At 74.9% G+C, this 22,773-nt stretch carries 17 protein-coding genes, 1 rRNA gene, 1 pseudogene and 1 riboswitch; of the genes and pseudogenes, 5 read left to right on the top strand and 14 right to left on the bottom strand.

The window, feature by feature from the left end; all coding sequences use genetic code 11:
* Positions 1 to 55 precede the first annotated feature (55 nt).
* Entirely contained in the window at positions 56 to 1,561 is a 1,506-nt protein-coding gene (locus tag LO771_RS19020) for a glutamate--cysteine ligase (protein WP_230654072.1), read from the bottom strand.
* 355 nt (positions 1,562 to 1,916) lie between these two features.
* Here LO771_RS19020 and LO771_RS19015 point away from each other — a divergent pair, with 355 nt between their 5' ends.
* The gene (locus LO771_RS19015; protein ID WP_230654071.1) at positions 1,917 to 2,567 is read left to right on the top strand and encodes a hypothetical protein; all 651 of its coding nucleotides are present in this window, start codon (positions 1,917 to 1,919) and stop codon (positions 2,565 to 2,567) included.
* Between the two features lie 357 nt (positions 2,568 to 2,924).
* Positions 2,925 to 3,122, top strand: coding sequence for a DUF5999 family protein (locus LO771_RS19010; RefSeq protein WP_230654069.1), 198 nt, complete (start codon positions 2,925 to 2,927; stop codon positions 3,120 to 3,122).
* Between the two features lie 97 nt (positions 3,123 to 3,219).
* Here the strand turns inward: LO771_RS19010 and gcvP are convergent, their stop codons facing one another.
* On the bottom strand, positions 3,220 to 6,141 hold the full coding sequence (gene gcvP / locus LO771_RS19005) for an aminomethyl-transferring glycine dehydrogenase (RefSeq protein ID WP_230654068.1): 2,922 nt from the start codon (positions 6,139 to 6,141) through the stop codon (positions 3,220 to 3,222).
* A 254-nt stretch (positions 6,142 to 6,395) separates the two neighbouring features.
* Positions 6,396 to 6,501, bottom strand: a riboswitch (glycine riboswitch).
* Positions 6,502 to 6,768: 267 nt separating this feature from the next.
* Here gcvP and LO771_RS19000 point away from each other — a divergent pair.
* The 3 genes and pseudogenes from LO771_RS19000 to LO771_RS18990 all read left to right on the top strand — a co-directional run.
* A pseudogene (locus LO771_RS19000) lies at positions 6,769 to 7,131 on the top strand (PRC-barrel domain-containing protein); the annotation flags it as partial.
* 3 nt (positions 7,132 to 7,134) lie between these two features.
* Positions 7,135 to 8,103 carry a DUF2382 domain-containing protein gene (locus LO771_RS31390; RefSeq protein ID WP_308188950.1) on the top strand — a complete coding sequence of 323 codons (969 nt, stop codon included), beginning with the start codon at positions 7,135 to 7,137 and terminating at the stop codon, positions 8,101 to 8,103.
* Between the two features lie 185 nt (positions 8,104 to 8,288).
* Positions 8,289 to 9,785, top strand: a complete 1,497-nt coding sequence (locus tag LO771_RS18990) for an MFS transporter (protein ID WP_230654066.1) — start codon at positions 8,289 to 8,291, stop codon at positions 9,783 to 9,785.
* Positions 9,786 to 10,052: 267 nt separating this feature from the next.
* On the opposite strand, the gene LO771_RS18985 is transcribed toward LO771_RS18990, so the two are convergent.
* From LO771_RS18985 to rrf, 12 genes are all read right to left on the bottom strand, one after another.
* The gene (locus tag LO771_RS18985) at positions 10,053 to 11,570 is read right to left on the bottom strand and encodes a DNA polymerase IV (RefSeq protein ID WP_230654064.1); all 1,518 of its coding nucleotides are present in this window, start codon (positions 11,568 to 11,570) and stop codon (positions 10,053 to 10,055) included.
* A 66-nt stretch (positions 11,571 to 11,636) separates the two neighbouring features.
* Positions 11,637 to 12,356 (bottom strand): vancomycin high temperature exclusion protein, encoded by a 720-nt coding sequence (locus LO771_RS18980; protein WP_230654247.1) that lies wholly within the window; start codon positions 12,354 to 12,356, stop codon positions 11,637 to 11,639.
* 407 nt (positions 12,357 to 12,763) lie between these two features.
* Positions 12,764 to 13,414: a MerR family transcriptional regulator gene (locus tag LO771_RS18975; RefSeq protein WP_230654063.1), complete on the bottom strand. Its 651-nt coding sequence runs from the start codon at positions 13,412 to 13,414 to the stop codon at positions 12,764 to 12,766.
* A gap of 349 nt (positions 13,415 to 13,763) precedes the next feature.
* The gene (locus LO771_RS18970) at positions 13,764 to 14,240 is read right to left on the bottom strand and encodes a bifunctional nuclease family protein (RefSeq protein ID WP_230654062.1); all 477 of its coding nucleotides are present in this window, start codon (positions 14,238 to 14,240) and stop codon (positions 13,764 to 13,766) included.
* A gap of 88 nt (positions 14,241 to 14,328) precedes the next feature.
* Positions 14,329 to 15,024 (bottom strand): MerR family transcriptional regulator, encoded by a 696-nt coding sequence (locus tag LO771_RS18965; RefSeq protein ID WP_230654060.1) that lies wholly within the window; start codon positions 15,022 to 15,024, stop codon positions 14,329 to 14,331.
* A gap of 283 nt (positions 15,025 to 15,307) precedes the next feature.
* Positions 15,308 to 16,201, bottom strand: coding sequence for an FHA domain-containing protein (locus LO771_RS18960; protein WP_308188944.1), 894 nt, complete (start codon positions 16,199 to 16,201; stop codon positions 15,308 to 15,310).
* A gap of 115 nt (positions 16,202 to 16,316) precedes the next feature.
* Positions 16,317 to 17,594, bottom strand: coding sequence for a DUF881 domain-containing protein (locus tag LO771_RS18955; RefSeq protein ID WP_374228197.1), 1,278 nt, complete (start codon positions 17,592 to 17,594; stop codon positions 16,317 to 16,319).
* A gap of 111 nt (positions 17,595 to 17,705) precedes the next feature.
* Positions 17,706 to 18,038 carry a small basic family protein gene (locus LO771_RS18950; RefSeq protein ID WP_230654058.1) on the bottom strand — a complete coding sequence of 111 codons (333 nt, stop codon included), beginning with the start codon at positions 18,036 to 18,038 and terminating at the stop codon, positions 17,706 to 17,708.
* Complete coding sequence (locus tag LO771_RS18945) at positions 18,035 to 18,943, bottom strand: DUF881 domain-containing protein (RefSeq protein WP_230654056.1); 909 nt, start codon at positions 18,941 to 18,943, stop codon at positions 18,035 to 18,037. The genes LO771_RS18950 and LO771_RS18945 overlap by 4 nt, the downstream gene beginning before the upstream one ends.
* A 200-nt stretch (positions 18,944 to 19,143) precedes the next feature.
* A complete protein-coding gene (locus LO771_RS18940; protein ID WP_230654241.1) occupies positions 19,144 to 21,639 on the bottom strand; it encodes a mannose-1-phosphate guanyltransferase in 2,496 nt (831 codons plus the stop codon).
* 99 nt (positions 21,640 to 21,738) lie between these two features.
* On the bottom strand, positions 21,739 to 22,347 hold the full coding sequence (locus LO771_RS18935) for a CDP-alcohol phosphatidyltransferase family protein (protein WP_230654054.1): 609 nt from the start codon (positions 22,345 to 22,347) through the stop codon (positions 21,739 to 21,741).
* A gap of 157 nt (positions 22,348 to 22,504) precedes the next feature.
* Positions 22,505 to 22,621, bottom strand: a 5S ribosomal RNA gene (gene rrf, locus LO771_RS18930).
* Between the last annotated feature and the right edge of the window lie 152 nt (positions 22,622 to 22,773).

Below are 22,773 nucleotides of genomic sequence, written 5' to 3'. Positions count from 1 at the left end.
GGGGCCGGGCGGGCGCCGCCCGGCCCCGGCCCCGTCGCCCCGGGCCGGCCGCCCCTCAGCCCACCGGCCAGGTGTGGACCGGCTCCCCGCCGCGCATGTACTCCATGTACCGCCGGGTCATGGACGCGAGCGCGGTCGCCCGGTCCTGGCCGTAGCGGTCCCGGAAGTGGTGGAAGGTGGCGCTCTGCCAGGAGGCGCCGTTGGTGCGCCGGCGGCAGCGGGCCTCGATGATCCCGAGGTAGCGGTCGCGGTCGGCGGCCTCCACGCCCCAGGCGTCCAGGCCCTGCGCGGCCAGCGGCAGCAGCTCCTCCAGGACCAGCTCCACGGCGGGCACCCGGACCGGCGGCCCGCCGCGCCCGGCCCGGCCCTGGCGCGGCCAGTGCAGGACGGCGTCGATGCCGGCGCGGGCGGCGGCGTGGAAGTTCTCCGACGCCAGCGCGAAGGGCAGCCGCGTCCACACCGGCCGCTGCTGCTCGGCGAGCGAGCGCACCAGGCCGTAGTAGAAGGCGGTGTTGGCCAGGGTGTCGGCGACCGTGGGGCCGGCCGGCAGGACGCGGTTCTCGACCCGCAGGTGCGGGACGCCGTCGGCGACGTCGTAGACCGGGCGGTTCCAGCGGTAGATGGTGCCGTTGTGCAGCCGCAGCTCGGAGAGCCGGGGCACGCCGCCGTCGGCGAGCACCTTCGCCGGGTCCTCGTCGTCGCAGATCGGCAGCAGCGAGGGGAAGTACCGGACGTTCTCCTCGAAGAGCTCCAGCGGCGACTCCACCCACCGCTCGCCGAACCAGGTGATCGGCCGCACCCCCTGGGCCTTGAGCTCCTCGGGGCGGGTGTCGCAGGCCTGCTCGAAGAGGACCGGGCGGGTCTCGCGCCACAGCTCGCGGCCGAAGAGGAACGGCGAGTTGGCGCCCACCGCGACCTGGGCCCCGGCCAGCGCCTGGGCGGCGTTCCACACGGCGGGGAACCGCTCCGGGGTGACCTGGAGGTGCAGCTGCAGGGAGGTGCAGGCGGCCTCGGCGACGATGGACGCGGACTCCACCTCCAGCCGCTCCACGCCGTCGATGTCGAGGGCGATGTCCTCCCCGCGGGCGGCGAGGATCTGGTCGTTCAGCAGGCTGTACCGGTCGTTGCGCGACATGTTGTCGAGCACGGCGTGGTCATTGGTGAGGGTGGGCAGCACGCCCACCATCACGATCCGCGCGCCGACCTCGGACGCCTTGCGGTCCGCGTAGCGCAGACCGGTGTCGATCTCCTCGCGCAGTTCCTCGAAGACCCGGCCGCCGAGCCGGTGCGGGGCGATGTTCACCTCGATGTTGAACTGCCCCAGCTCGGTCTGGAAGTCCGGGCTGGCGATCGCCTTCAGCACCTGCTCGTTCCGCATGACCGGCAGGCCCTGCTCGTCGGCGAGGTTCAGCTCGATCTCCAGGCCCATCACCGCCCTCGGGCGGTCGAACCGCTTCTCCCGCAGCATGCGCTCCAGTGCCTCCAGGCACGTCCTGAGCTTCCTGCGGTAGAGCTGCCGGTCGGACAGGTCGGAACCAGCGGCCGCGACCTTCTCGCCCATGGGCGCCATCCCTCCTCGGTGCACCGTGCCTGCATCATGCCCCGACGGGGTGATCGATAGCCCGGCCCTTCATCTGCGGCGGGACGCCTTTCCGCCCGCGCGCCGCTCACACCACGGACCGGCGGCGCGTGCCCGGGATCACGCGCCGGAGGGGCGCCCGCGGGGGGAGGTCCCCTTGCGCGGCGCCGCCGGGCGCCATACAAGAGTCACAGTCGGCAGTCACCGCCCGCGCCCGGTCCGCCGGCCCGCCCGGAGGCCCCACCCGCCGCCGCCCGCGTGCCCGCAGCCCCGCCGGCACCGCACGCCGAACCGCCCAGCGCCTGCACGCCGATCTCTACCGGAGAGGCGACCCGCCATGACCCTGCAACTCACCGCGCCGCCCGACGGAGCCCTGCGCTCCGTCCTCACCGCCCTCGCGTCGCCCACCGCGGTGCGCCACGTCACCGCGCCCGGCCTGCGCTCGCCGGACGCCGCCCGTCCACCGGTGCCCGCCCACCCCCTGCCCGTGCACCTGCTGCGGCCGGGCACCCCGCTGGATGCGGCGCCCCGCACCGGCTGGCGGTTCCTGATCCGGTGCGGGGAGGAGGTGGTCGCCGCGGCGGAGACCCTGGAGACGCGGGACGGCCACGCGTTCTCGCACTTCGCCGAGGGCCCCTATCTGGAGGCGACGCTCCGGGCCCTGAGGCAGGCCGGGCGCGCCGCGGGGCCCGCGGGCCCGTACGAGCCGCGGCTGCTGTCGGTGCCGGCGCTGTACACCACCGCGCTGTGGCTGCACCCGCTGCGGCCCGGCGGCGCGGACCTGCTGATCCCGCTGGCGCCGGCGCCGCTGGGCGTGGCGGCGCACCGGCCGTACCCGGCGGGCGAGCTGCTGGGCCTGTTCCGGCGCTCCGCGGCGCCGGGGAAGGGTACGCCGGGGAAGGGCGCGGCGGGGAAGGGCGCGGCGGGGAAGGGGAAGCACGGTGCGCCGCCCGCCGACCCGGACGCGCTGACCGTGGCAGGCCGGTGACGCGGGGCGGGGGTCCGGCGCGCGCCGGGCCGCCGCCCCCGCCCGGACGGGCCCTGCCCGCCCCCTGCTGACGGGCCCTCCCGCACCCCTCCGGACGGACCAGGACGCGGGGGTCCTTCCGGGTGGTCCGGGGACGCCGGGGCCACCCCGACGGGTGGTCCGGCGGCGCGGGCGTGTGGCGCGTGTCACCAAACGGCTGCGGGACGGTCCCCGGATGCAGACACTGGGAACCAGCGCGGAGGGCCCAATGTCCTACCCCGTGAGCGGACGGCTCACACCTGCCGGGGGCGTGATCCCCGGCACCGGGGCTGCGGGCCGCCGCGCGGTGACCGGAAACCTGCGAAGCGAGGGTACGACATGTGCCAGCACCGACCCGAGTGCCCGTCGGCCGACTCCCCGGACCGCGAGGCCGCCCTGACCGTGGCCTGCCACCCCGAGCAGGGCTGGAGCCTGCTGTGCAACGGCGTGCTGGTCTTCGACGACACCGGCGAGCTCCTGCCGGACGGCCGGGTGATCGCACCCCACCGCCCGCTGGCCGGCGCGGGCGCACGCTGAGGCGCGCGGTTGCGGGAAGGGGCGGGACGGCGCACCACGCGCCGCCCCGCCCCTCCGTGCGCCCCGGGGGTCCGCGGGACCCCCGGGGCCTGCCGGGTCAGGCGCCGTACTCGTCCAGCGGCGGGCAGGAGCAGACCAGGTTGCGGTCGCCGTAGGCGCCGTCGATCCGGCGCACCGGCGGCCAGTACTTGTCGGCCGGGCTGACGCCCTTCGGGAAGACCGCCTCCTCGCGCCCGTACGGGTGCGTCCACTCGCCGGTCAGCACCGCCGCGGTGTGCGGGGCGTTGCGCAGCGGGTTGTCGTCGGCCGGCCACTCCCCCGCGCCGACCTTCTCGATCTCGGCGCGGATCGCGACCATGGCGTCGCAGAACCGGTCGAGCTCGCCCAGGTCCTCGCTCTCGGTGGGCTCGATCATCAGCGTGCCGGCCACCGGGAAGGACATGGTCGGGGCGTGGAAGCCGTAGTCGACGAGCCGCTTGGCGACGTCGTCCACGGTCACCCCGGTGGCCTTGGTCAGCGGCCGCAGGTCGATGATGCACTCGTGCGCCACCAGGCCGCCGGGGCCGGTGTAGAGCACGGGGTAGTACGGCGCGAGGCGCTTGGCGACGTAGTTGGCGCCGAGCACCGCCACCTGGGTGGCGCGGCGCAGGCCCTCGCCGCCCATGAGCCGCACGTACGCCCAGGAGATCGGCAGGATCGCGGCCGAGCCCCACGGGGCGGCCGAGACCGGGCCGACGCCGGTGGCCGGGCCCGCCTCGGGCTGCAGCGGGTGGTTGGGCAGGTACGGCGCCAGGTGGGCGCGGACCGCGACCGGGCCGACGCCGGGGCCGCCGCCGCCGTGCGGGATGCAGAAGGTCTTGTGCAGGTTGAGGTGCGAGACGTCCGCGCCGAAGCGGCCGGGCTTGGCGAGGCCGACCAGCGCGTTGAGGTTGGCGCCGTCCACGTACACCTGGCCGCCCGCGTCGTGCACGGCGGCGCAGATGTCGGTGATGTTCTCCTCGAAGACGCCGTGGGTCGAGGGGTAGGTGACCATGAGCACGGCGAGCGCGTCGCGGTGCTGCGCGATCTTGGCGTGCAGGTCCTCGACGTCCACGTCGCCGTCGGTGCTCGTCCTCACCACGACCACCCGCATGCCCGCCATGACGGCGGAGGCGGCGTTGGTGCCGTGCGCGGAGGACGGGATGAGGCAGACGTCGCGCTGCTCCTGGCCGTTGGCCCGGTGGTAGGCGCGGACGGCGAGCAGGCCCGCCAGCTCGCCCTGGGAGCCGGCGTTCGGCTGGAGCGAGACCGCGTCGTAGCCGGTGACCTCGGCGAGGCGCTGCTCCAGCTCGCGGATGAGCGTGAGGTAGCCGCCCGCCTGCTCCACGGGGGCGAAGGGGTGCAGCTGGCCGAACTCGGGCCAGGTCACCGGCTCCATCTCGGTGGTGGCGTTGAGCTTCATGGTGCACGAGCCCAGCGGGATCATGCCGCGGTCCAGCGCGTAGTCCCGGTCCGCCAGGCGGCGCAGGTAGCGCAGCATGGCGGTCTCGGAGCGGTGGCTGTGGAAGACCGGGTGGGTCAGGTACTCGTCGGTGCGCAGCAGCGCCTCGGGCAGCACCTCGCCCGCGGCGGCGTCCAGCGCGTCGGCGTCGCCGACGGCCACGCCGAAGGCGGCCCAGACGGCGGCCAGGTGCTCGCGGGAGGTGGTCTCGTCGCAGGCGGCGGAGACCAGATCGGCGTCGACCAGGCGCAGGTTGACGCCGTTCTCGCGGGCGGCGGCGACGACCTCGGCGGCGCGCCCGGGCACCCGGGCGGTGACGGTGTCGAAGAAGGAGCCGTGCACGACCTCCACGCCGCCGGCCCGCAGGCCCTCGGCGAGGACCGCGGCGTAGCGGTGGGTGCGGCGGGCGATGGCGGCCAGGCCGTCGGGGCCGTGGTAGACCGCGTACATCGACGCCATGACGGCGAGGAGCACCTGGGCGGTGCAGATGTTGCTGGTGGCCTTCTCGCGGCGGATGTGCTGCTCACGGGTCTGCAGCGCCAGCCGGTAGGCGCGGTTGCCGTCGGCGTCGACGGAGACGCCGACCAGGCGGCCGGGCAGGCTGCGGGCGTACTCGGCGCGCACGGCCATGTAGCCGGCGTGCGGGCCGCCGAAGCCCATCGGCACGCCGAACCGCTGGGTGGTGCCGACCGCGATGTCCGCGCCCAGCTCGCCGGGCGCGCGCAGGAGGGTGAGGGCCAGCAGGTCGGCGGCGACGGTGACGACCGCGCCGAGGGCGTGGGCCTGCTCGACGAGCGGGGCGAGGTCGCGCACCGCGCCGGAGGCGCCGGGGTACTGGAGCAGCACGCCGAAGACGCCGCGCTCGGCCACGTCGGCCGGGATGCCGCCGGAGAGGTCGGCGACGACGACCTCGACGCCGGTGGGCTCGGCGCGGGTCTGCAGGACGGCGGTGGTCTGCGGCAGGCAGTCGGCGTCGACCAGGTAGACGCCGCCCTTGACCTTGCCCATGCGGCGGGAGAGCGCCATGGCCTCGGCGGCGGCGGTGCCCTCGTCCAGCAGGGAGGCGCCGGAGGTGGGCAGGCCGGTGAGGTCCGCGACGACGGTCTGGAAGTTGAGCAGCGCCTCCAGCCGGCCCTGGGAGATCTCCGGCTGGTAGGGGGTGTAGGCCGTGTACCAGGCGGGGTTCTCCAGCACGTTGCGGAGGATCACCGGCGGGGTGAAGGTGCCGTGGTAGCCGAGGCCGATCATCGGGGTGAGGACGGTGTTGCGGTCGGCCAGCTCGCGCAGCTCCGCGAGGACCTGGGCCTCGGAGCGGGCCCCGGGCAGGTCCAGCGCCTCCAGGCTGCGGATCGCCTCGGGCACGGCGGCGGCGGTCAGCTCGTCGAGGGAGCCGTAGCCGACGTGGGCCAGCATCTTGTCCTGCTCGGCCCGGTCCGGGCCGATGTGGCGGTTCTCGAAGGGGCTCGCCTGCTCCAGCTCGGCGAGGGTCGCCGGCTGCGTCGCGGCGCGGGGGCGCCCGAGGGTCTGGTCGGCGTTCATGGCGCTTGAGGCCTCCTGGTCACGGACCGGTGGGGGCTCGCGCGCGTACGGTGCGCCGGCGTCCTGCGGGGCCGGCGGCCGGCGCGTGCGGGCCCGGACGGCCTCCCCCTCTGTCATCGGAACCTGAGAGCTTCGCCGCGCACCCGCGCCCGGGGGAACACCCCCGCGCCCGCGCCCGCCGGCTTGCACCGTCGGTGAGGGACCGGCCGCCGGCGCCTGTGCCGGCCGCACCCTTCCCTGCTTTCCAGAGTGACCTCGCCCGTCCGGTACGGATGCCTGAGAGATTCCGGGGAGGAGTTGCTCCTTCGGCGCCCTGCTCCCGCCGGGGCGGGGGCGTGAGGACTCTCCCGAACGGGCTCGACGGTCGATCCCACACTACCAGCGGCGCGCCCGCACGCCCCGGCTCGCCCGCCTCCCGTCCGGGCCCGCCCGTACACGGAGCGCCGCTGGTGGAGCCGCACGCCTACCCCCGAACGGTCCACCGGAATCCCGCACGGCCCTCCCCGGGTCGACATCGGGCGGAATATGCATTTTTGTGTGAATTGGCGGTGTGACCGCCTGCCACTCATTCGCCGCCCCGGCGCCCGGGGCCGCCGGCGCATGCCGGGAAATTGCACTGGAGGAACCGTGCAGACCGACATCGATCCGCGGGACCTGATCGGCCACAAGGCCGTCGACCGGAACGGGGACAAGATCGGCACCGTGGACGAGGTGTACCTCGACGACGCCACCGGACGTCCCGAGTGGGCAGCCGTGCGCACCGGCGTCTTCGGCCGCGACGCCTTCGTCCCCCTGAACGCGAGCGAGTTCTCGGGCGACCAGCTGCGGGTGCCGTACGAGAAGTCCCTCGTCAAGGAGTCGCCGGACTTCGGCGCGGGCCAGCACCTCTCCCCCGCGCAGGAACTGCAGCTCTACCGCTACTACGGCCTCGACGCCCCCGGCGGCCGGCCCGCGCAGGGCGCCCCCCACGCCCCCGACCGGGAGTTCGGCGCCGTGCCCGCCGCCAGCCCCGCGCCGGACGCCCGCGGCGCGGCGGCCGAGCCGCCGCACCAGGCGTACCAGCAGCAGGCCCAGGCGGCGCAGGCCCAGGTGCAGGCGCCCCAGCACCAGGCGCAGCCCCAGCCCTACGCCCAAGCGCAGCCGCAGCCGCAGCCGCAGCCGCAGCCCGTGCAGGAGTACCGGCCCCAGGAGGCGCGGCCCGTCGAGACGTACCAGCCCCAGCAGACGGCCCAGGCGGTGCGGCCGGCGGCCGAGCACGTCCACCCGGCGCCCCGCTTCGCCGAGGCGCCCACCGTCCAGGCCCCCGCCGCGCAGGCCCCCTCCGTGCAGGCCCCCTCCTTGCAGGAGCACCCGCGGCGCGAGCAGGCCGCTCCGGCGGAGCAGGGCCAGGTCCGGGCGGCGGCCGCCCCCGGCCCCTCCCACCTCGACGTGGTCTGCCGCGAGGAGCGGGTGGACGTCGGCACGGAGTGGCACGTCCTCGGCACCGCCCGGCTGCGCAAGTACGTGGTGACCGAGGAGGTGGAGCGCCGTATCCCGGTGGTCCGCGAGCGGGTCCGGGTCGAGCGGGTGCCGGTGGGCGAGGCCGAGCTCGCGGGGATGAGCGAGGAGGACATCGCGGAGGCCGTGGAGGAGGTCACCCTGCGCGAGGAGCGCCCGGTGGTCCGCAAGCGGATGGTGCCGATCGAGCGGGTGCGGCTGGTCGTCGAGCGCGTCACGCACGAGGAGGTCGTCCGCACGCAGCTGCGCCGCGAGCAGGTGAAGGTGCACGACGGCGGCGACGCGGGAGCCGAGGGCCGGGGCCCGGCGGGTGCGTCCGGCACGCCGGAGCAGGCCGGCGGCCAGGGACAGGGACAGGGACAGGTGTACGGTCACGGCGCCGCGGGCGGCCCGCAGGAGCCCCCGCACGTCGTGCAGTACAACGGCTCGGGCCCGGTCTCGCAGCGCGATCAGCCGATCGGCTGACCGGCCCCCGATCCCCCGATCCCCCGCAGCAGCGAAGCCCGCGGCCAGGACCTCCTGGCCGCGGGCTTCGCTTTACCTAAACTTCATACTTTGAAATTTGACACGCTGAAGCAACTTCCGCACGATTGCTTCACCACTTCAAGCTTAATGGGCATGAACGACTATGACTTCTGGGAGGAAGACCCGTGAGTGAGGCACCCCAGCCCGCCGCCACGGCCCCCGTGCAGCAGGGAAGCGGGCGGGTGCTGCCCGCCCTCGTCCTCGCCATGCTGGCCTTCTCCGTGGTGCAGACCGCGGTGGTGCCGATCCTGCCGTCCCTGGCCCGCGAGCTCCACGCCACCGGGTCCAGCATCACCTGGCTGATGACGGCCAACCTCCTGGCCGCGGCGGTCCTCACCCCGCTGCTCGGCCGCTTCGGCGACCTGCGCGGCCGCAAGCCCGTCCTGCTCCTCTCCCTCGCCGGCCTGGTGGCCGGCTCCGGGATCGCCGTCGCCACCCACTCCTTCGGCTGGCTGGTCGTCGCCCGGGTCCTGCAGGGCGCCGGCGGCGGTGTGCTGCCGCTGGCCATCAGCATCGTCCGCGACGAGCTGCCCCCGCGGAAGGTCACCGGCGGCGTCGCGCTGATCAGCGCCAGCATGGGCGTCGGCAGCGGCCTCGGCCTCGTCGCCACCGGCCTGCTCATCGAGCACTGGAGCTACAAGTCGATCTTCTGGATGGGCCTGGCCTTCGGGCTCGTCGCCCTCCTGCTGGTCGCGCTGCGCGTCCCCTCCGACCCCGTCGTCGACCGCGCCGGCGGCGCCGACCCGCTCGGCGCCCTCACCCTGGCGGCCTGGCTCTCCGCCCTCCTGGTCGCCGTCAGCCAGGGCAACGGCTGGGGCTGGACCTCCGGCCGCACCCTCGGCCTGTTCGCCGTGGCCGCGGTGGTCGCGGCCGCCTGGGTCGCCCTGGAACTCAAGGTCGCCCACCCGCTGGTCGACATGTCGATGATGGCCCGCCCGGCGGTGGCCTTCACCAACCTCTCGGGCCTGCTCGTCGGCTTCGGCATGTACGGCTCGTTCATGGTGATCAGCGACTTCGCGCAGACCCCCGCCAAGGTCGGCTACGGCTTCTCCGCCACCGTGCTGCACGCCGGCGTGATGCTGCTGCCCTCCGCCCTCGGCAGCCTGGTCGCCGCCCCGGTGGGCGCCCTGCTCATCGCCCGCCGCGGCCCGCGCCTGCCGCTGGTCCTCGGCGCCCTGCTGGGCGCGGTCGCCATGGGCTACCTCGCCCTGCGGCACGGCCGCGAGGGCGACGTCTACACCGCGTCCGGGCTCTTCGGCCTCGGGGTCGGCCTCGCCTACGCCGCGATGCCCGCGTACATCAACGGCGCGGTGCCCGCCGAGCAGAGCGGCATCGCCAACGGCATGAACGCCGTGCTCCGCACCGTCGGCGGCGCCATCGGCACCGCCGTCATGGGCGCGGTGCTCACCGGCGACACCATCCCGGCGATCGGGCTGCCCACCCTGGACGCCTACCGCCACGCCTTCTGGATCACCGCGGTCGGCTGCCTGGTCGCCGCCGTCGTCCCCTTCGCCATCCGCCGCACGGCCACCGCCGCGAGCGCCGCGCCTGCGGCAGCCGGGGCCGTGCCCGCCGCCGCCGAGCCGGCGGCTTCCCCCGAGGGGGTCAGGACCGGCGCCTGACAAGGGCGCCGCACCGACGCCGGGTGAGGACACACCCCGGCGCACGGGCCCCGGTGCCAAGGGACGGGTCACCGAGGGCCGACCGCGCCCCGCGTGGAGAGTGGAAGGGCATCCCACTCCCCGCGCGGGGCGCACGGCGTACCGGCCGCACCCGCTCCCCCGACCCGCCCCGACCCGCCTGGAACGGCCCCCGCACCGACGCCCCTGTGCCGCGGCTCCCGCCGAGGCCTCGTCGGGAGCCGCGGGGCGAGGTCCCGGCCGGACCCGTCAGTCGCCGCCGCCGGACGCGGCCACGCCGGCCGTCCCGTCCGAGGCGACGAGCGGCACCGGCGGCGCCGGCCGCAGCCCGGGGTCGTCCACCCGGAAGGTCCGCACCCGGCCCGGGGGCGAGTCCGGGGTCTCGAAGCGGACCGTCACCCGGCCCACCCCGCTGCCCTGCACCCACCCCGGCCCGAAGTCCGCATGGTGCACGTCGTACCCCGGCATCCACCGCCGGGCCGCCGGCGCGCCCCCGTCCCCGTCGTCCCCGTCGTCGGAGCCATCCGCACCGCCGGCAGCCGCCCCGTCCGGAGCGGCGGACCGGCCGGGGTGGAAGGCCCGCGGCTGCCCCGGTCCCCCGTACGCCGCGTCCCCGTGCGCCGCGTCCCCGCCCTGCGCCTGCCCCGCCGCGTCCTCCCCGGGGCGCTGGGCGGCCTGCGCGAAGAGGTCCTCCTGCGTGAAGTCGGCGAGGCCCGACACGCCCACCCCCAGCAGCCGCACGCCCCCCGTCACGTCGACCTGCTCCACCAGCCGCCGGGCGGTCTCCGCGATCACCGAGAGGTCGTCCGTCGGCGCCCGCAGGGTCTCCGAGCGGGTCAGCGTGCTGAAGTCGAACCGCCGCACCTTCACCACCACCGTGCGGCCCGACCGGCCCGCCCCGCGCAGCCTGCGCACGCACCGCGCCGCCAGCCGGTCCACCTCGCGGACGATCCGGTCCCGCTCCACCAGGTCGACCTCGAAGGTGTCCTCCACCGAGACGGACTTCGCGTCGCGCTCCGCCACCACCGGCCGGTCGTCCAGGCCCAGCGCCATGGCGTGGAGCGAGCCCCCGTGCGCCCTGCCCAGCAGCCGCACCAGCTCCGGCTCCGCCGCGGCGGCGACGTCCCCCACCGTGGTCAGGCCGGCCCGCCGCAGCGTCTCCGCGGTGGCGGGGCCGACGCCCGGCAGCGCCCGGGCCGGCATCGGGGCCAGCACGGCCCGCTCGGTGCCCGGCCCGACCAGGACCAGGCCGTCCGGCTTGGCCTCCTCCGAGGCGATCTTCGCCAGGAGCTTGCAGCTCGCCAGGCCGACCGAGCCGGTGAGCCCGGTGGCGGCCGCGATGTCCGCCCGCAGGTCCTCGCCCAGCGCCCGGACCAGGTCGGCGCCGGCGGCGGGCGCGGCACCGGCCAGCACCTCCCCGTACGGGCCGGCCTCCAGGTCCACGAACGCCTCGTCCAGGCTGAGCGGCTCCACCAGCGGGGAGAGCCGCCGCAGCAGGCCCATGACGGTCTCGCTGACCTGCCGGTAGAGCTCGAAGCGCGGCACCAGGTAGGCCGCGTTGGGGCAGAGGCGCCGGGCGTGGGCCATGGCCATCGCCGAGTGCACCCCGAAGCGGCGCGCCTCGTACGAGGCGGTGGCGACCACGCCGCGCCCGCCGAGGCCGCCCACCACGACCGGCCTCCCGCGCAGGCTGGGCTTGGCCGCCTGCTCCACCGAGGCGAAGAAGGCGTCCATGTCCAGGTGCAGGATCGTCGGCAGGGAGCGCACCCCCCGATCCTCCCTCACCGGTCGGACAGTCGCCGGGCCCCGCCGCACGAGGGGCGCCACGGCCTGTTATCGGCTGCGGCCGCCGGCGGTGCGGGCCGCGGCCAGCGCGCGTGCGACGCCGGGCTCGGCGGGGCCGAGGAAGTGCGGGTCCGGCCGGACGGCGGCGTCGACCGCGGCCTTGCCGGCCGCGGCCAGCTCGCGCACCCCGCCGTAGTACCAGGTGGCGTCGTGCGGCTCGGCGACGCCGACGCCGTAGGAGTCGATGCCCGCCGCGCGGCACAGGGCGAGCGCGCGGCGGATGTGGAAGTCCTGACTGACCAGCACCGCCCGGTCGACGCCGAAGATCCGGTGCGCCCTGGTGCAGGAGTCCCAGGTGTCGAAGCCGGCGTAGTCCAGGACGATGCGGACCGCGGGGACGCCCTCGCGGCGGAGCTGGTCGCGCATAGCGGTCGGCTCGTCGTAGTCGGTGGTGCTGTTGTCACCGGTCACCAGGACCGCCTGCACCCGGCCCGCCCGGTACAGCCGGGCGGCGGTGTGGACCCGGTTCGCCAGGTATGGCGAGGGGCGGCCGGAGAGGAGGCCCGCGCCGAAGACGACCGCGACCGGCTCGGACGGCACCGTGGCCTCGGTGCGGACGCGGTCGCCCGCCGTGAGCCAGAGCCAGGTGGCGGGGAGGAGGGCGGCGGTGCAGAGCGCCACCAGCGCCCGCAGGGCCCGGCGGCGGCCCCGCCGGGTGGCGAGGAGGCGGCGCACCCGTGCGGCCGCCGCGGCGGCGGGGGCCCGCAGCCGCGCGGCGGGCCCGCGGGCCGCCCGGAGGCCGGGCCCGGCGGGGGCCGCTCCCCTGCCGGGCCGGTCCGGCCGCTTCGACCGACGTCCCGCCACGCCCACCGCTTCCTCCCGCCGCCGCACCGTGGTCCTCCTCCACGGCTGCGGACGCTCCCGGGCGCGGGACGGTTCCCTGCGGGGCCTGGCCGCCAGGGCCGCTCGGTCGGGCACGACCGCCGGGGCGGGTCGCGCCGCCTGCCGGACGCGCACCGGGCGGGCACGGTACGGACGCGCGGGCCGCGCCCGGGGCGGCCACGGGGCGGTCCGGACGGCGGCCGCGCGGAGCGGGGCCTTCGGAACGGGGCTCGCGGAACGGGGCTCGCGGGGCGCAGCGCCCGCAGGACGGGGCCGGGGGCGCGGGGAGCGGGTCAGACGGCGCGGATGCGGCGGCGGGCCAGTTCGTCGCCCGGGTCGTCGGCGACCAGGGTCTCGCCGGTGTCCGTCCGCTCGGCGTGGAGCCTGCCGAGCGAGCCCTCGAGCTCGCGCCAGACCGCGCCCACGGCGATCCCGAAGACGCCCTGGCCGCCCTGGAGCAGGTCGACGACCTCGTGCGGCGAGGTGCACTCGTAGACGGTGGCGCCGTCGCTCATGAGCGTGACGCCGGTGAGGTCCGCGATACCGCGGGAGCGCAGATGGGTGACGGCCACTCGGATGTTCTGCAGGGAGACGCCCGCGTCCAGGAGCCGCTTGACGATCTTGAGGATGAGGATGTCGCGGAAGCTGTAGAGCCGCTGGCTGCCGGAGCCCTGGGCCGGGCGGACGCTCGGCTCGACGAGCCCGGTCCGGGCCCAGTAGTCGAGCTGCCGGTAGGTGATGCCGGCCGCGGCGCAGGCGGTCGGACCGCGGAACCCGACGAGGGCCGAGGCCGGGCCGGGATGCGCGTCGTCCTGCGGGGACGGGTCTGCGGGGACCTCGGACACGCGCGCCTCCCAGGTGCGCCGCACCTGGCGGCGGTCCTCGCGCACCGGGTGGACGGGGCTGGAGCCACCTGCGGCTGTACTGTCGCCGGTGCTGCTCACGCCGACCTCCGTCCACTCGTCTCCCGGGGCCGTCGGACTCCGGGCACACTCCCGACGGTAGGCAGTCGCCAGGGGCGCGTCAACGATCGCCACGCTGGGCACGCCGGGCGAAGTCCACCGCGTGAGTGGTTTCGCGTGCCCTTAGTGTGGGTACGACTGAACGTTTTGGCAAAACGATCAGGAGGGTCCCCGGAGAGCGTCACCGCATCGTGACCGGAGCCCTCCCACCGGGGCACCGCCGACGGGGCCGGCCGGGTCGACCCGGCCGGCCCGCGGGCACGGCCCGGGGTCCGCGGGCGGCGGAGCACCCGGGCGTGCGCGCCCGCGCCGCGCCCGCGCACGGGGGCCGCTACTGGGGCCCGGTGCTCCCGAAGTCCTCCGGGGAGATCTGGTCGAGGAACTCGCGGAACTTCTCGACCTCGTCCTCCTGCTCGTCCGGGATCGCGATCCCGGCCTCGTCCAGCACCCCGTCGCTCCCGTAGATGGGCGTACCGGTGCGCAGGGCGAGCGCTATCGCGTCGGACGGCCGGGCGCTCACCTCGACGCCGCTCGCGAATACCAGCTCGGCGTAGAAGACGCCCTCCCGCAGGTCGGTGATCCTGACCTCGGTGAGCTGCTGCCCCACCGCCTCCAGCACGTCGCGGAAGAGATCATGGGTCAGCGGCCGGACCGGCGTCATCCCCTGCTGGGCGAAGGCGATCGCGGTGGCCTCCCCCGGACCGATCCAGATGGGAAGGTACCGGTCGCCCCCTACTTCCCGAAGCAGGACGATCGGCTGGTTGGAGGGCATCTCGACCCGGACACCCACGACGTCGAGCTCGTTCACAAGAGCAACCCTATGGCCCACGCCCCGGATATGAAAGCGCAGCCGCCGCCACGGGCACGGCGCGCCGGACCCGTGGGCCGCCCGCCGGTCACTGCGGCAGCGCCCGGAGCCCCGCCTGGACCAGGGCGGCGTGCAGCCGCACGGAGAGGGCCGCCAGCTCCCGGGCAGTGGCCTCGGCGTGGGCGCGCGTCTGGGGGTTGCGGTGCCGGCGCAGCGGCGCGACCACCTGCTCGACCAGGCCGACCTCCCGCTCCGCGGCGGCCTTGACCGCCCGCAGGTGGCGCGGCTCCAGTCCGAACCGGCCCAACTCGGCGACCAGACGGGCCACCTGGAGCATCTCCGCGTCGTAGCCGCCGTCCGGTCCCGCGCTGACCAGGCCGTACGACTCCCACTCGCGCAGCTCGGACTCCTCGGCCTCCGCGGCGGCCAGCAGCTCGGCCCGGCCGAGCCGGACCCCGCCCGGTCCGCCGACGCCGGGGACCAGCTCGCGCTCGGCCTCGGCCACCGGCCCCGGACGCTGGTCGGGGCCGGGCAGCGCCGGGGGCGCCTCGCCCCGGTCCATGGCGTCCAGGTGCTCGCGGATGACGCGCAGCGGGAGGTAGTGGTCGCGCTGCATGCGCAGGACGTAGCCGAGCCGCTCGACGTCGGAGGGGCCGAACTTCCGGTAGCCCGACGGCGTCCGCGACGGCTCGACGAGGCCCTCCGCCTCCAGGAAGCGGATCTTGGAGATGGTGACCTCGGGGAAGTCGTCGCGCAGCAGCGCCAGGACGGCGCCGATGCTCATCGGCCTGTCCCGGCCCGCCGGCCTCGCCCGCGGGCGGTCCACGGACCGGGACGCCGGCACCGTCCCCGCCGCCGCGGGCGGGCGGACGCCGCCGGCGTCACTGCGGGCTCCCTGGTCACTGGGCACGGCTGGGTGCGCTCCTCCCGGTCGGGCTGCTCGGACCCCCGGCGCCCGTACCTCCGCTGCTCGAAGCCGTGCCGCCCGGGCCGCACCGGCCCGGGCCGCCGGCCAGGGGCCGGTCCGGCAGCCCGCCGGACCGGCCCCACCGGCCGGACACCGCCGGTCAGAACCCGCGGTGACCGGCGAAGAAGACCAGCCGGTACTTGCCGATCTGCACCTCGTCGCCGTTGGACAGCGTCCACTCGTCGATGCTCTCGCGGTTCACGTAGGTGCCGTTGAGACTGCCGACGTCCGCCACCGTGAAGCCGGTCGGCGTGCGGCGGAACTCCACGTGGCGGCGGGAGACGGTGACGTCGTCCAGGAAGATGTCGCTCTCCGGGTGGCGTCCGGCCGTCGTCAGGTCGGAGTCGAGGAGGAAGCGGCTGCCCGAGTTGGGGCCCCGGCGGACGATCAGCAGCGCCGAGCCGGCGGGCAGGGCGTCGATCGCCGCCAGCACCTCCGGCGAGAGCGCCGGCTGCGTGCCGGTGCCGGTCGCGTCGGGGTCGTAGGACTCCAGACCCGAGATGGAGATGGTCGAGGTCGTCTCGGCCGGACGCTCCACGGGCTGCCCACCGCGCAGCGGCGCCCCGCAGTTGGAGCAGAACCGGGCCGCCTCCGGATTGTGGTTCCCGCACCGGGTGCACACCGTCGCAGCCATGGCGTTCGCAGCCTCCTGGCGCGGGCCGCCCTGGTGGGCGGCGGCCGTGTAGGGGTCAGGGGAGAACCCTCCACCCGAGGTTGAGGGTCCCGCGTCGAAACCTATGCGCGGCGCGCCCGAGGGGTCAACCGACGCGCCGGGGACGCCGCCGCGGCCACCCGTACCGCCGCCCTGCCCCCCCGCCTGGTCGCGGAAGAGCGGGCGCTCGCCCACCTGCGTGGCGAACTCGTCGCCCTGCGGGGCCCCGCGCATGCCCGGCACGCCGCCGGGGTCCTCGCCGGCACGGCGGTGGCGGGCCGTCTGCGCCTCCTCCGCACCGCGGCGGGCGTTGCGGCCGAACAGCTTCGAGAACAGACTCACGGGCGAATCCCCTTGAAAGAAACGAACCCGCCCGCGGGGCGAGGTGGTGTGGTCGTCGGACAGTCTTGCGGACGCACCCGCCGCGGGCGGCACCGGGGGCGCGCGGACGCACCGGTCATGGCTGCGCCGGCCGAGCGTACTCAGGCGGCTTCGGCTGGATCAAGGCGTCCACCGTGAGCTTCCGCTGCTCCTGGATGGTGGCCGTGGCCTGCTCCTTCTCCAGGGTACGCACCACGCCGCCGGGGATGTTGAGGGCCGGCTGCAGATCCTGAGGATTGCCGATCACGGTGAAGACGTAGGGCTGCGACACGCTCCTTCCGTCGATCTGGACACCCCCCGACGCGGGATCGGTGAAGTACGTGTCCGCCACCACCCGCACGTTGTCGATCTGGATCGCCTCCGCACCCGCCGCCCGCAGCTCCTGCAGGGTGTCCAGCAGCATATCCGCCTTGACGTGGCCGCCGGGGTCCCTGATCGTCAGCGTGATGCCGGGCCCGGTCGCCCGGACCGTGCCGGCCAGCACGCCGAGCTCCTCCTCCTTGCGGCGGGTCTGCGCCTGGGCCTCCTTGGCCTGGTTGGAGCTGCTCTCCAGCTGCGCCAGCGACTGCTCCAGCTGGTGCTTCTCCTCCTGGAGCCGCTGCTGCCGGCTGTCGAGCTCGTCGAGGATGCGCACCAGGTCCTCCTGGCGGGCCCCGCGCAGGCGGCTCTGGTCGTTGGTGGAGCTGACCTGGATCGCCAGGCCCAGCCCGAGGGCGAAGAGCAGCACGGCGACGACCAGCTGGGCGCGCGAGAACCGCGGCGGCCACGCCGCCGACAGCAGGCGGCGGCGGCCGTCGCGCGGGGGGCCGCCCGCGGCGGAGCCGCTCCCGGCGCCGGTCCCGGCGGCCCCGGAGGAGGAGCTGTCGGAGGGCACGTCGCCGTCGGCGGGGACGCCGGGGTCACGGGGGCTGCCGGAGCGGTCGCCGAGCGGGCCGTGGCCGTCGGGGGCACGGCCCTCGGAGGGCATGCCCACGGGGGTGCGGTCCCCCGGGGTGCGGTCCTCGGCGCCGCGGCCCTCGGGAGAGCGGTCGCGGTCGGGTCCGGGGACGCGGCCGCCTCCGGGCATCCGGTCCCGGGCCGCCGGGCCGCCGGGCGCGGACCCCCAGGTCCGGGAGACGGGGTCCTGCGGACGCTCCGGCGCCGCCTCCCCCGCGCCCCGGGCCCCGCCCGGCCCGCGGGCCTCCCCCGCCTCGGCCTCTCCCGGCCCGGCGGGCACCGGGCCCGCGGGCGCGTCCGGCCCGCGCCCGGCGTCCGCGGCCGCACCGCCCTCGGGCAGCACGGGCCCGTCCGGCCGCTCCGGGGGCGTTGCCCCGGTGCCGTCGCCGCGCCTCGGCTCGCTCTCGTCCTGACTCACCCGTCGTGCTCCCGCCCGGCCCCGCAGTCGTCCAGTGTCCCCGTGTTCATCGTCCCGCCGTACTCACCGTGCCGCCACGTCCGCCCGGCCGCCCCGCACCGCCACCGGTCCTCACGCCCGGAAGACGTGGCGCCGGATGGCCGCCGCATTGGAGAAGATCCGGATGCCGAGCACGACGACCACGCCGGTCGACAGCTGGGACCCGACGCCGAGCTGGTCGCCCAGGAAGACGATCAGGGCCGCGACGACCACGTTGGAGAGGAACGAGACGACGAAGACCTTGTCGTCGAAGATCCCGTCCAGCATCGCCCGCAGACCGCCGAACACGGCGTCCAGCGCGGCGACCACGGCGATCGGCAGGTAGGGCACGACGGCGTCGGGCACCTCGGGCTGGACCACGAGTCCCACCACGACCCCGATGACGAGCCCCAGTACGGCAATCACGGTGTTGCTCCTCCTGTCCCTGCCCCGTCAGGCGAGGCGTAGCGCAGCGTCACCCCGGTCGCGGCCGGCACGTCGACGTTCCCCTGGGCCGAGATGTTCGCACGGATCCCGTAGTTGTCCTGCAGCAGCTTGAGGTAGCGGCCGCCCACGCTGTCCCGGAAGCCCGCGGCGAGCTGCTTGCCGTCGCCGATCGCCAGGACCGTGTACGGGGGCACCAGCGGACGGTTGTCGACGAGTATGGCGTCGCCGGCGGCCCGGATGGCGGAGAGGGCGGTGAGGCGCTGCCCGTTCACGGAGACCGCCTCCGCGCCGGACTCCCAGAGGCTGTTCACGACGAGCTGCAGGTCGTGGTCGCGGACCCGCCCGCTGTTGCCGAAGCCGCCCGCCTCCCGCGGGTCGGTGCCGCCCTCCGTGCCCCCGGCGTCCGCGGCGTCGTCGACGACGAGCTTCACGCCCGGACCGGACGCGGCGAGCGTGCCGGAGAGCACCCCCAGCTCCTGGAGCCGCACGTCCTCCCCGGTCGACCGCAGCGCCTGCTGCTGCGCGGTCGCCACCCGGCTCCGGAGCCGTTCGATGTCGCGCTGCAGGCGGTCCGCCGAGGATCCGGCGGTGTTGATGCGGTCGACCAGCTCCTGCCGCTCCTTGGCCAGCGTCGGCGCGGCCTTGTGGGACTGCACCCCGGCCACGGTGATGACGACGGCTGCCAGCGCCAGACCCGCGGCCAGCACCAGCCGCCCGCGCCCCGCGGACGGCATCCTGCTGGTCCCGTACTCGCCCCTGCGGCGCGCCGCCTCGGCGTACCCGTCGTCCAGGGTGTTGTCCATGACGCTGGTCAGCAGCGACATGGAGGCGTCCGGGCGCGCGTACCGCGCGTCGGGCTCTCGGGTCGTCCGCTTCTCCGGCATGCGGGACATCGTCGCATGTCGACGGGGGTCCGCTCGCACAACCCCCGCCACACGCGCCGTGATCGGGGACACGATCGTGACAAAGCCTCCGATACGGCGGGGGAAAGCGCGGGGGAAGGCAGGACGACGCCGCGGGAACGCCCCCGGAGGGCCGTTCCCGCGGCGGGGTCGCCGGGCCTGCCGCCCGCCCGGCCGCCCTGCTACCGGCCGGCGCCCTCGACGACGGTCGCCCACTCGTCGAGCAGCGCCTCCGTCGAGGCCTCGTCCGGACCCTCGGCCCACAGATGGGTGACGGCCTCGGCCGGGTCGGGCAGCACCATGGTCCAGCGCCCGTCCGGCTCCACCACGCGCACGCCGTCGGTGGTGTCGACCTCCCGGTCGCCCGCCGCCTCGACGACGGACCGCATCACCATGCCCTTGGCGGACCAGGGGGTGGCGAGGTCGCGGCGCAGGACGTGCGCCTTGGGGATGCGGGCGTCGATCTGGCTGAGCGTGAGCTGGGTGCGCGCCACCAGGCCGATCAGCCGCACGAAGGCCGCCGCGCCGTCGAAGACGCCGCTGAACTCCGGGACCACGAACCCGCCGCGCCCGTCGCCGCCGAAGACCGTGCCCTCGGAGGACGACGCCCGGGTGAGGTCGTCCGGCGAGGTGGTCGTCCACAGCACCTCGGTGCCGTGGTACGCGGCCACCTGCTCGGCGATCCGGGTCGTGGTGACGGGGAGCGCGACCCGGCCGCTGCGCCGCTCGGCGGCCACCAGGTCCAGGAGGACCAGCAGCGCGCGGTCGTCCTCGATGATCCGGCCCCGCTCGTCGACGAAGGAGATCCGCTCGCCCACGGGGTCGAAGCGGGCGCCGAACGCCGCACGCGAGGAGGCGACCATCTCGCCCAGGCGCACCAGGCCGGCCCGCCGGTCCTCGGCGGTCTCGGTGGGGTGCGTCTCGTCGAGTCCGCCGTTGACGGTGAGCGCCTCGACGCCGAGCCGGCCCAGCAGGGTCGGCAGGACGAGGGAGGCGCTGCCGTGGGCCGCGTCCACCACGACCTTGAGGCCGGAGCCGGCCACGCCGCTGATGTCCACGGCCTTCAGAAGGGTGCCCGCGTAGGCGTCGAAGACCCGGGAGGAGGAGGTGAGGTCACCGATCTCGCCGGGGAACGCCCGCCGGTACTCCTGCCGCGCGTACACCCGGTCGACCTTGCGCTGTCCGGCCGGGGAGAGGTCGGCGCCGCGCTCGTCGAAGAAGATGATGTCGACCGAGTCCGGCACGCCCGGCGTGGTGCGGAGCATGATGCCGCCCGCGCTGCCGCGCGCCGTCTGCTGACGGGCGACGGGCATCGGGACGTTCTCCAGGTCGCGGACGTCGATGGCACTGGTCTGCAGCGCCGAGATCATCGCCCGCTTGAGCGCGCGGGCGCCGCGGGAGTGGTCACGCGCGATGGTGACCGTGGCGCCCTTCTTCAGGGTGGTGGCGTAGGCGCCGGCCAGCCGCACGGCCAGCTCGGGGGTGATCTCGACGTTGAGGATGCCGGACACGCCGCGGGCACCGAAGAGGTGCTCCTGGCCCCGGGACTCCCAGATGACCGAGGTGTTGACGAAGGCGCCGGCCTCGATGGTCTTGAAGGGGTACACGCGGACGTTGCCCGCGATGATCGACTCCTCCTCGATGAGGCACTCGTCGCCGATGACGGCGCCGTCGTCGATCCGGGCGGCGCGCATCACGTCGGTGTTCTTGCCGATGACGCAGCCGCGCAGGTTGCTCTGCGGACCGATGTAGACGTTGTCGTGCACCACCGCCTTGTGGAGGAAGGCGCCGCGCTTGACGACGACGTTGCTGCCGAGCACGGTGTGCTCCCGCAGCTCGACGCCCGCCTCGACCTTGGCGTAGTCGCCGATGTACAGCGGCCCGCGCAGGACCGCGTCCGGGTCGACCTCCGCCCCTTCCGCGACCCACACGCCGGGCGAGATCTCGAAGCCGTCGATCTCGACGTCGACCTTGCCCTCCAGGACGTCCGCCTGGGCCTTGACGTAGCTCTCGTGGGTGCCCACGTCCTCCCAGTAGCCCTCGGCGACGTAGCCGTAGATCGGCTTGCCCTCCTTGAGGAGCTGCGGGAAGACGTCGCTGGACCAGTCGACGGACTGGTCGGCGGCGACGTAGTCGAAGACCTCGGGCTCCATCACGTAGATGCCGGTGTTCACCGTGTCCGAGAACACCTGGCCCCAGGTGGGCTTCTCCAGGAACCGCTCGACCTTGCCCTCGTCGTCGACGATGGTGATGCCGAACTCCAGGGGGTTGGGCACCCGGGTCAGGCAGACGGTGACGAGCGCGCCCTTCTCGCGGTGGAACCGGATCAGGTCGGTGAGGTCGAAGTCGGTGAGGGCATCGCCCGAGATGACCAGGAAGGAGTCGTCCCTGAGGGCGTCCTCCGCGTTCTTGACACTGCCCGCGGTACCGAGCGGCACCTCCTCGTTGGCGTAGGTCAGGCTCATGCCCAGTTCCTCGCCGTCACCGAAGTAGTTCTTGACCAGTGACGCGAGGAACTGCACGGTGACCACGGTCTCGTGCAGACCGTGCCGCTTGAGCAGCCGCAGGACGTGCTCCATGATCGGCCGGTTGACCACCGGCAGGAGCGGCTTCGGCATACTCGAGGTCATCGGGCGCAGGCGAGTGCCCTCGCCTCCGGCCATCACGACGGCCTTCATGTCGGGTGCGTCCTCCTTCAGGGCTGTGGACATCAGTCCGTCCGGCTGTTCCCAGCTCCCCCTGCTCGGGCGACGTACGACCCGTCCGACGCAACGGGATCAGCCGGCCGCGGTGTCCGCCTTCAGGATCCGGCGGACCTGCACCGCGTACAGGATTCCTGCCCACCAGTAGAGGGTTGTACCCCACCAGGCGAAGGCCCATCCGAAAACATCTGCGGCATTGCCCAGCCAGTCGCCCCTGCCGCTCAGAAGGAGCAGCGGGAATGCGTACATCAGATTGAAGGTCGCGGCCTTGCCGAGGAAGTTCACCTGGAACGGGCCGTAGCCGTTCCTGCGCAGGATCAGAAGCATCACGCCCATGAAGAGCTCGCGCAGCAGCAGAATCGCCGTGAGCCACCAGGGAATGATCTCCCGCCAGGTCAGGCCGAGCAGCGTCGAGAAGACGTACAGCCGGTCCGCGGCCGGGTCGAGGATCTGCCCCAGCCGGCTGATCTGGCCCCACTTGCGCGCGAGCTTCCCGTCGAGGTAGTCGCTCACCCCGCTCAGCAGCAGGATCAGCAGCGCCCAGCCGTCGCAGTCGGGGCCGCCGAACTCGGGCCAGAGGACCAGCCAGAGGAACACGGGCACGCCGACCAGGCGCGCCATGCTGAGCAGATTGGGGATGGTGAGGACGCGGTCGGTCTGGACGCGCGTCTCCTGGACCTCCACCCGGGGGCCTCCTGTCCGGGGCGATGACGGTGCACGCCGACTGTACCCGCCGCCGGAAGCCGGCCGACGACGGCCCTGCCTGCGGTGCGGTCCCGTTTCCGGGCATGCGAAAGGGCCCCGCTGCCGTTCCCGGCTGCGGGGCCCTCCCTCAACAATTGTTCGGCGGCGTCCTACTCTCCCACAGGGTCCCCCCTGCAGTACCATCGGCGCTGTAAGGCTTAGCTTCCGGGTTCGGAATGTAACCGGGCGTTTCCCTCACGCTATGACCACCGAAACACTATGAAACTGTCAACCGCCCCCCGGCCAGGGGCAATGCGGTCGTGGTTTCAGAACTACACAGTGGACGCGGAGCAACTATGGACAAGCCCTCGGCCTATTAGTACCGGTCAGCTCCACCGATCACTCGGCTTCCACACCCGGCCTATC

Origin of the sequence: Streptacidiphilus sp. ASG 303 (assembly GCF_020991365.1) — a bacterium.
Taxonomy (GTDB): domain Bacteria; phylum Actinomycetota; class Actinomycetes; order Streptomycetales; family Streptomycetaceae; genus Peterkaempfera.
Note: the sequence above shows the minus strand (reverse complement) of the source record. Positions and strands in the feature narration are given on the sequence as shown.

Bases quoted from the DNA above. Each gene is read 5' to 3' on its own strand.
- LO771_RS19020 (WP_230654072.1), bottom strand. From the start codon at position 1,561: ATGGGCGAGAAGGTCGCGGCCGCTGGTTCCGACCTGTCCGACCGGCAG.
- LO771_RS19015 (WP_230654071.1), top strand. From the start codon at position 1,917: ATGACCCTGCAACTCACCGCGCCGCCCGACGGAGCCCTGCGCTCCGTC.
- LO771_RS19010 (WP_230654069.1), top strand. From the start codon at position 2,925: ATGTGCCAGCACCGACCCGAGTGCCCGTCGGCCGACTCCCCGGACCGC.
- gcvP (WP_230654068.1), bottom strand. From the start codon at position 6,141: ATGAACGCCGACCAGACCCTCGGGCGCCCCCGCGCCGCGACGCAGCCG.
- LO771_RS18965 (WP_230654060.1), bottom strand. From the start codon at position 15,024: ATGAGCATCGGCGCCGTCCTGGCGCTGCTGCGCGACGACTTCCCCGAG.
- LO771_RS18945 (WP_230654056.1), bottom strand. From the start codon at position 18,943: ATGCCGGAGAAGCGGACGACCCGAGAGCCCGACGCGCGGTACGCGCGC.
- LO771_RS18940 (WP_230654241.1), bottom strand. From the start codon at position 21,639: ATGAAGGCCGTCGTGATGGCCGGAGGCGAGGGCACTCGCCTGCGCCCG.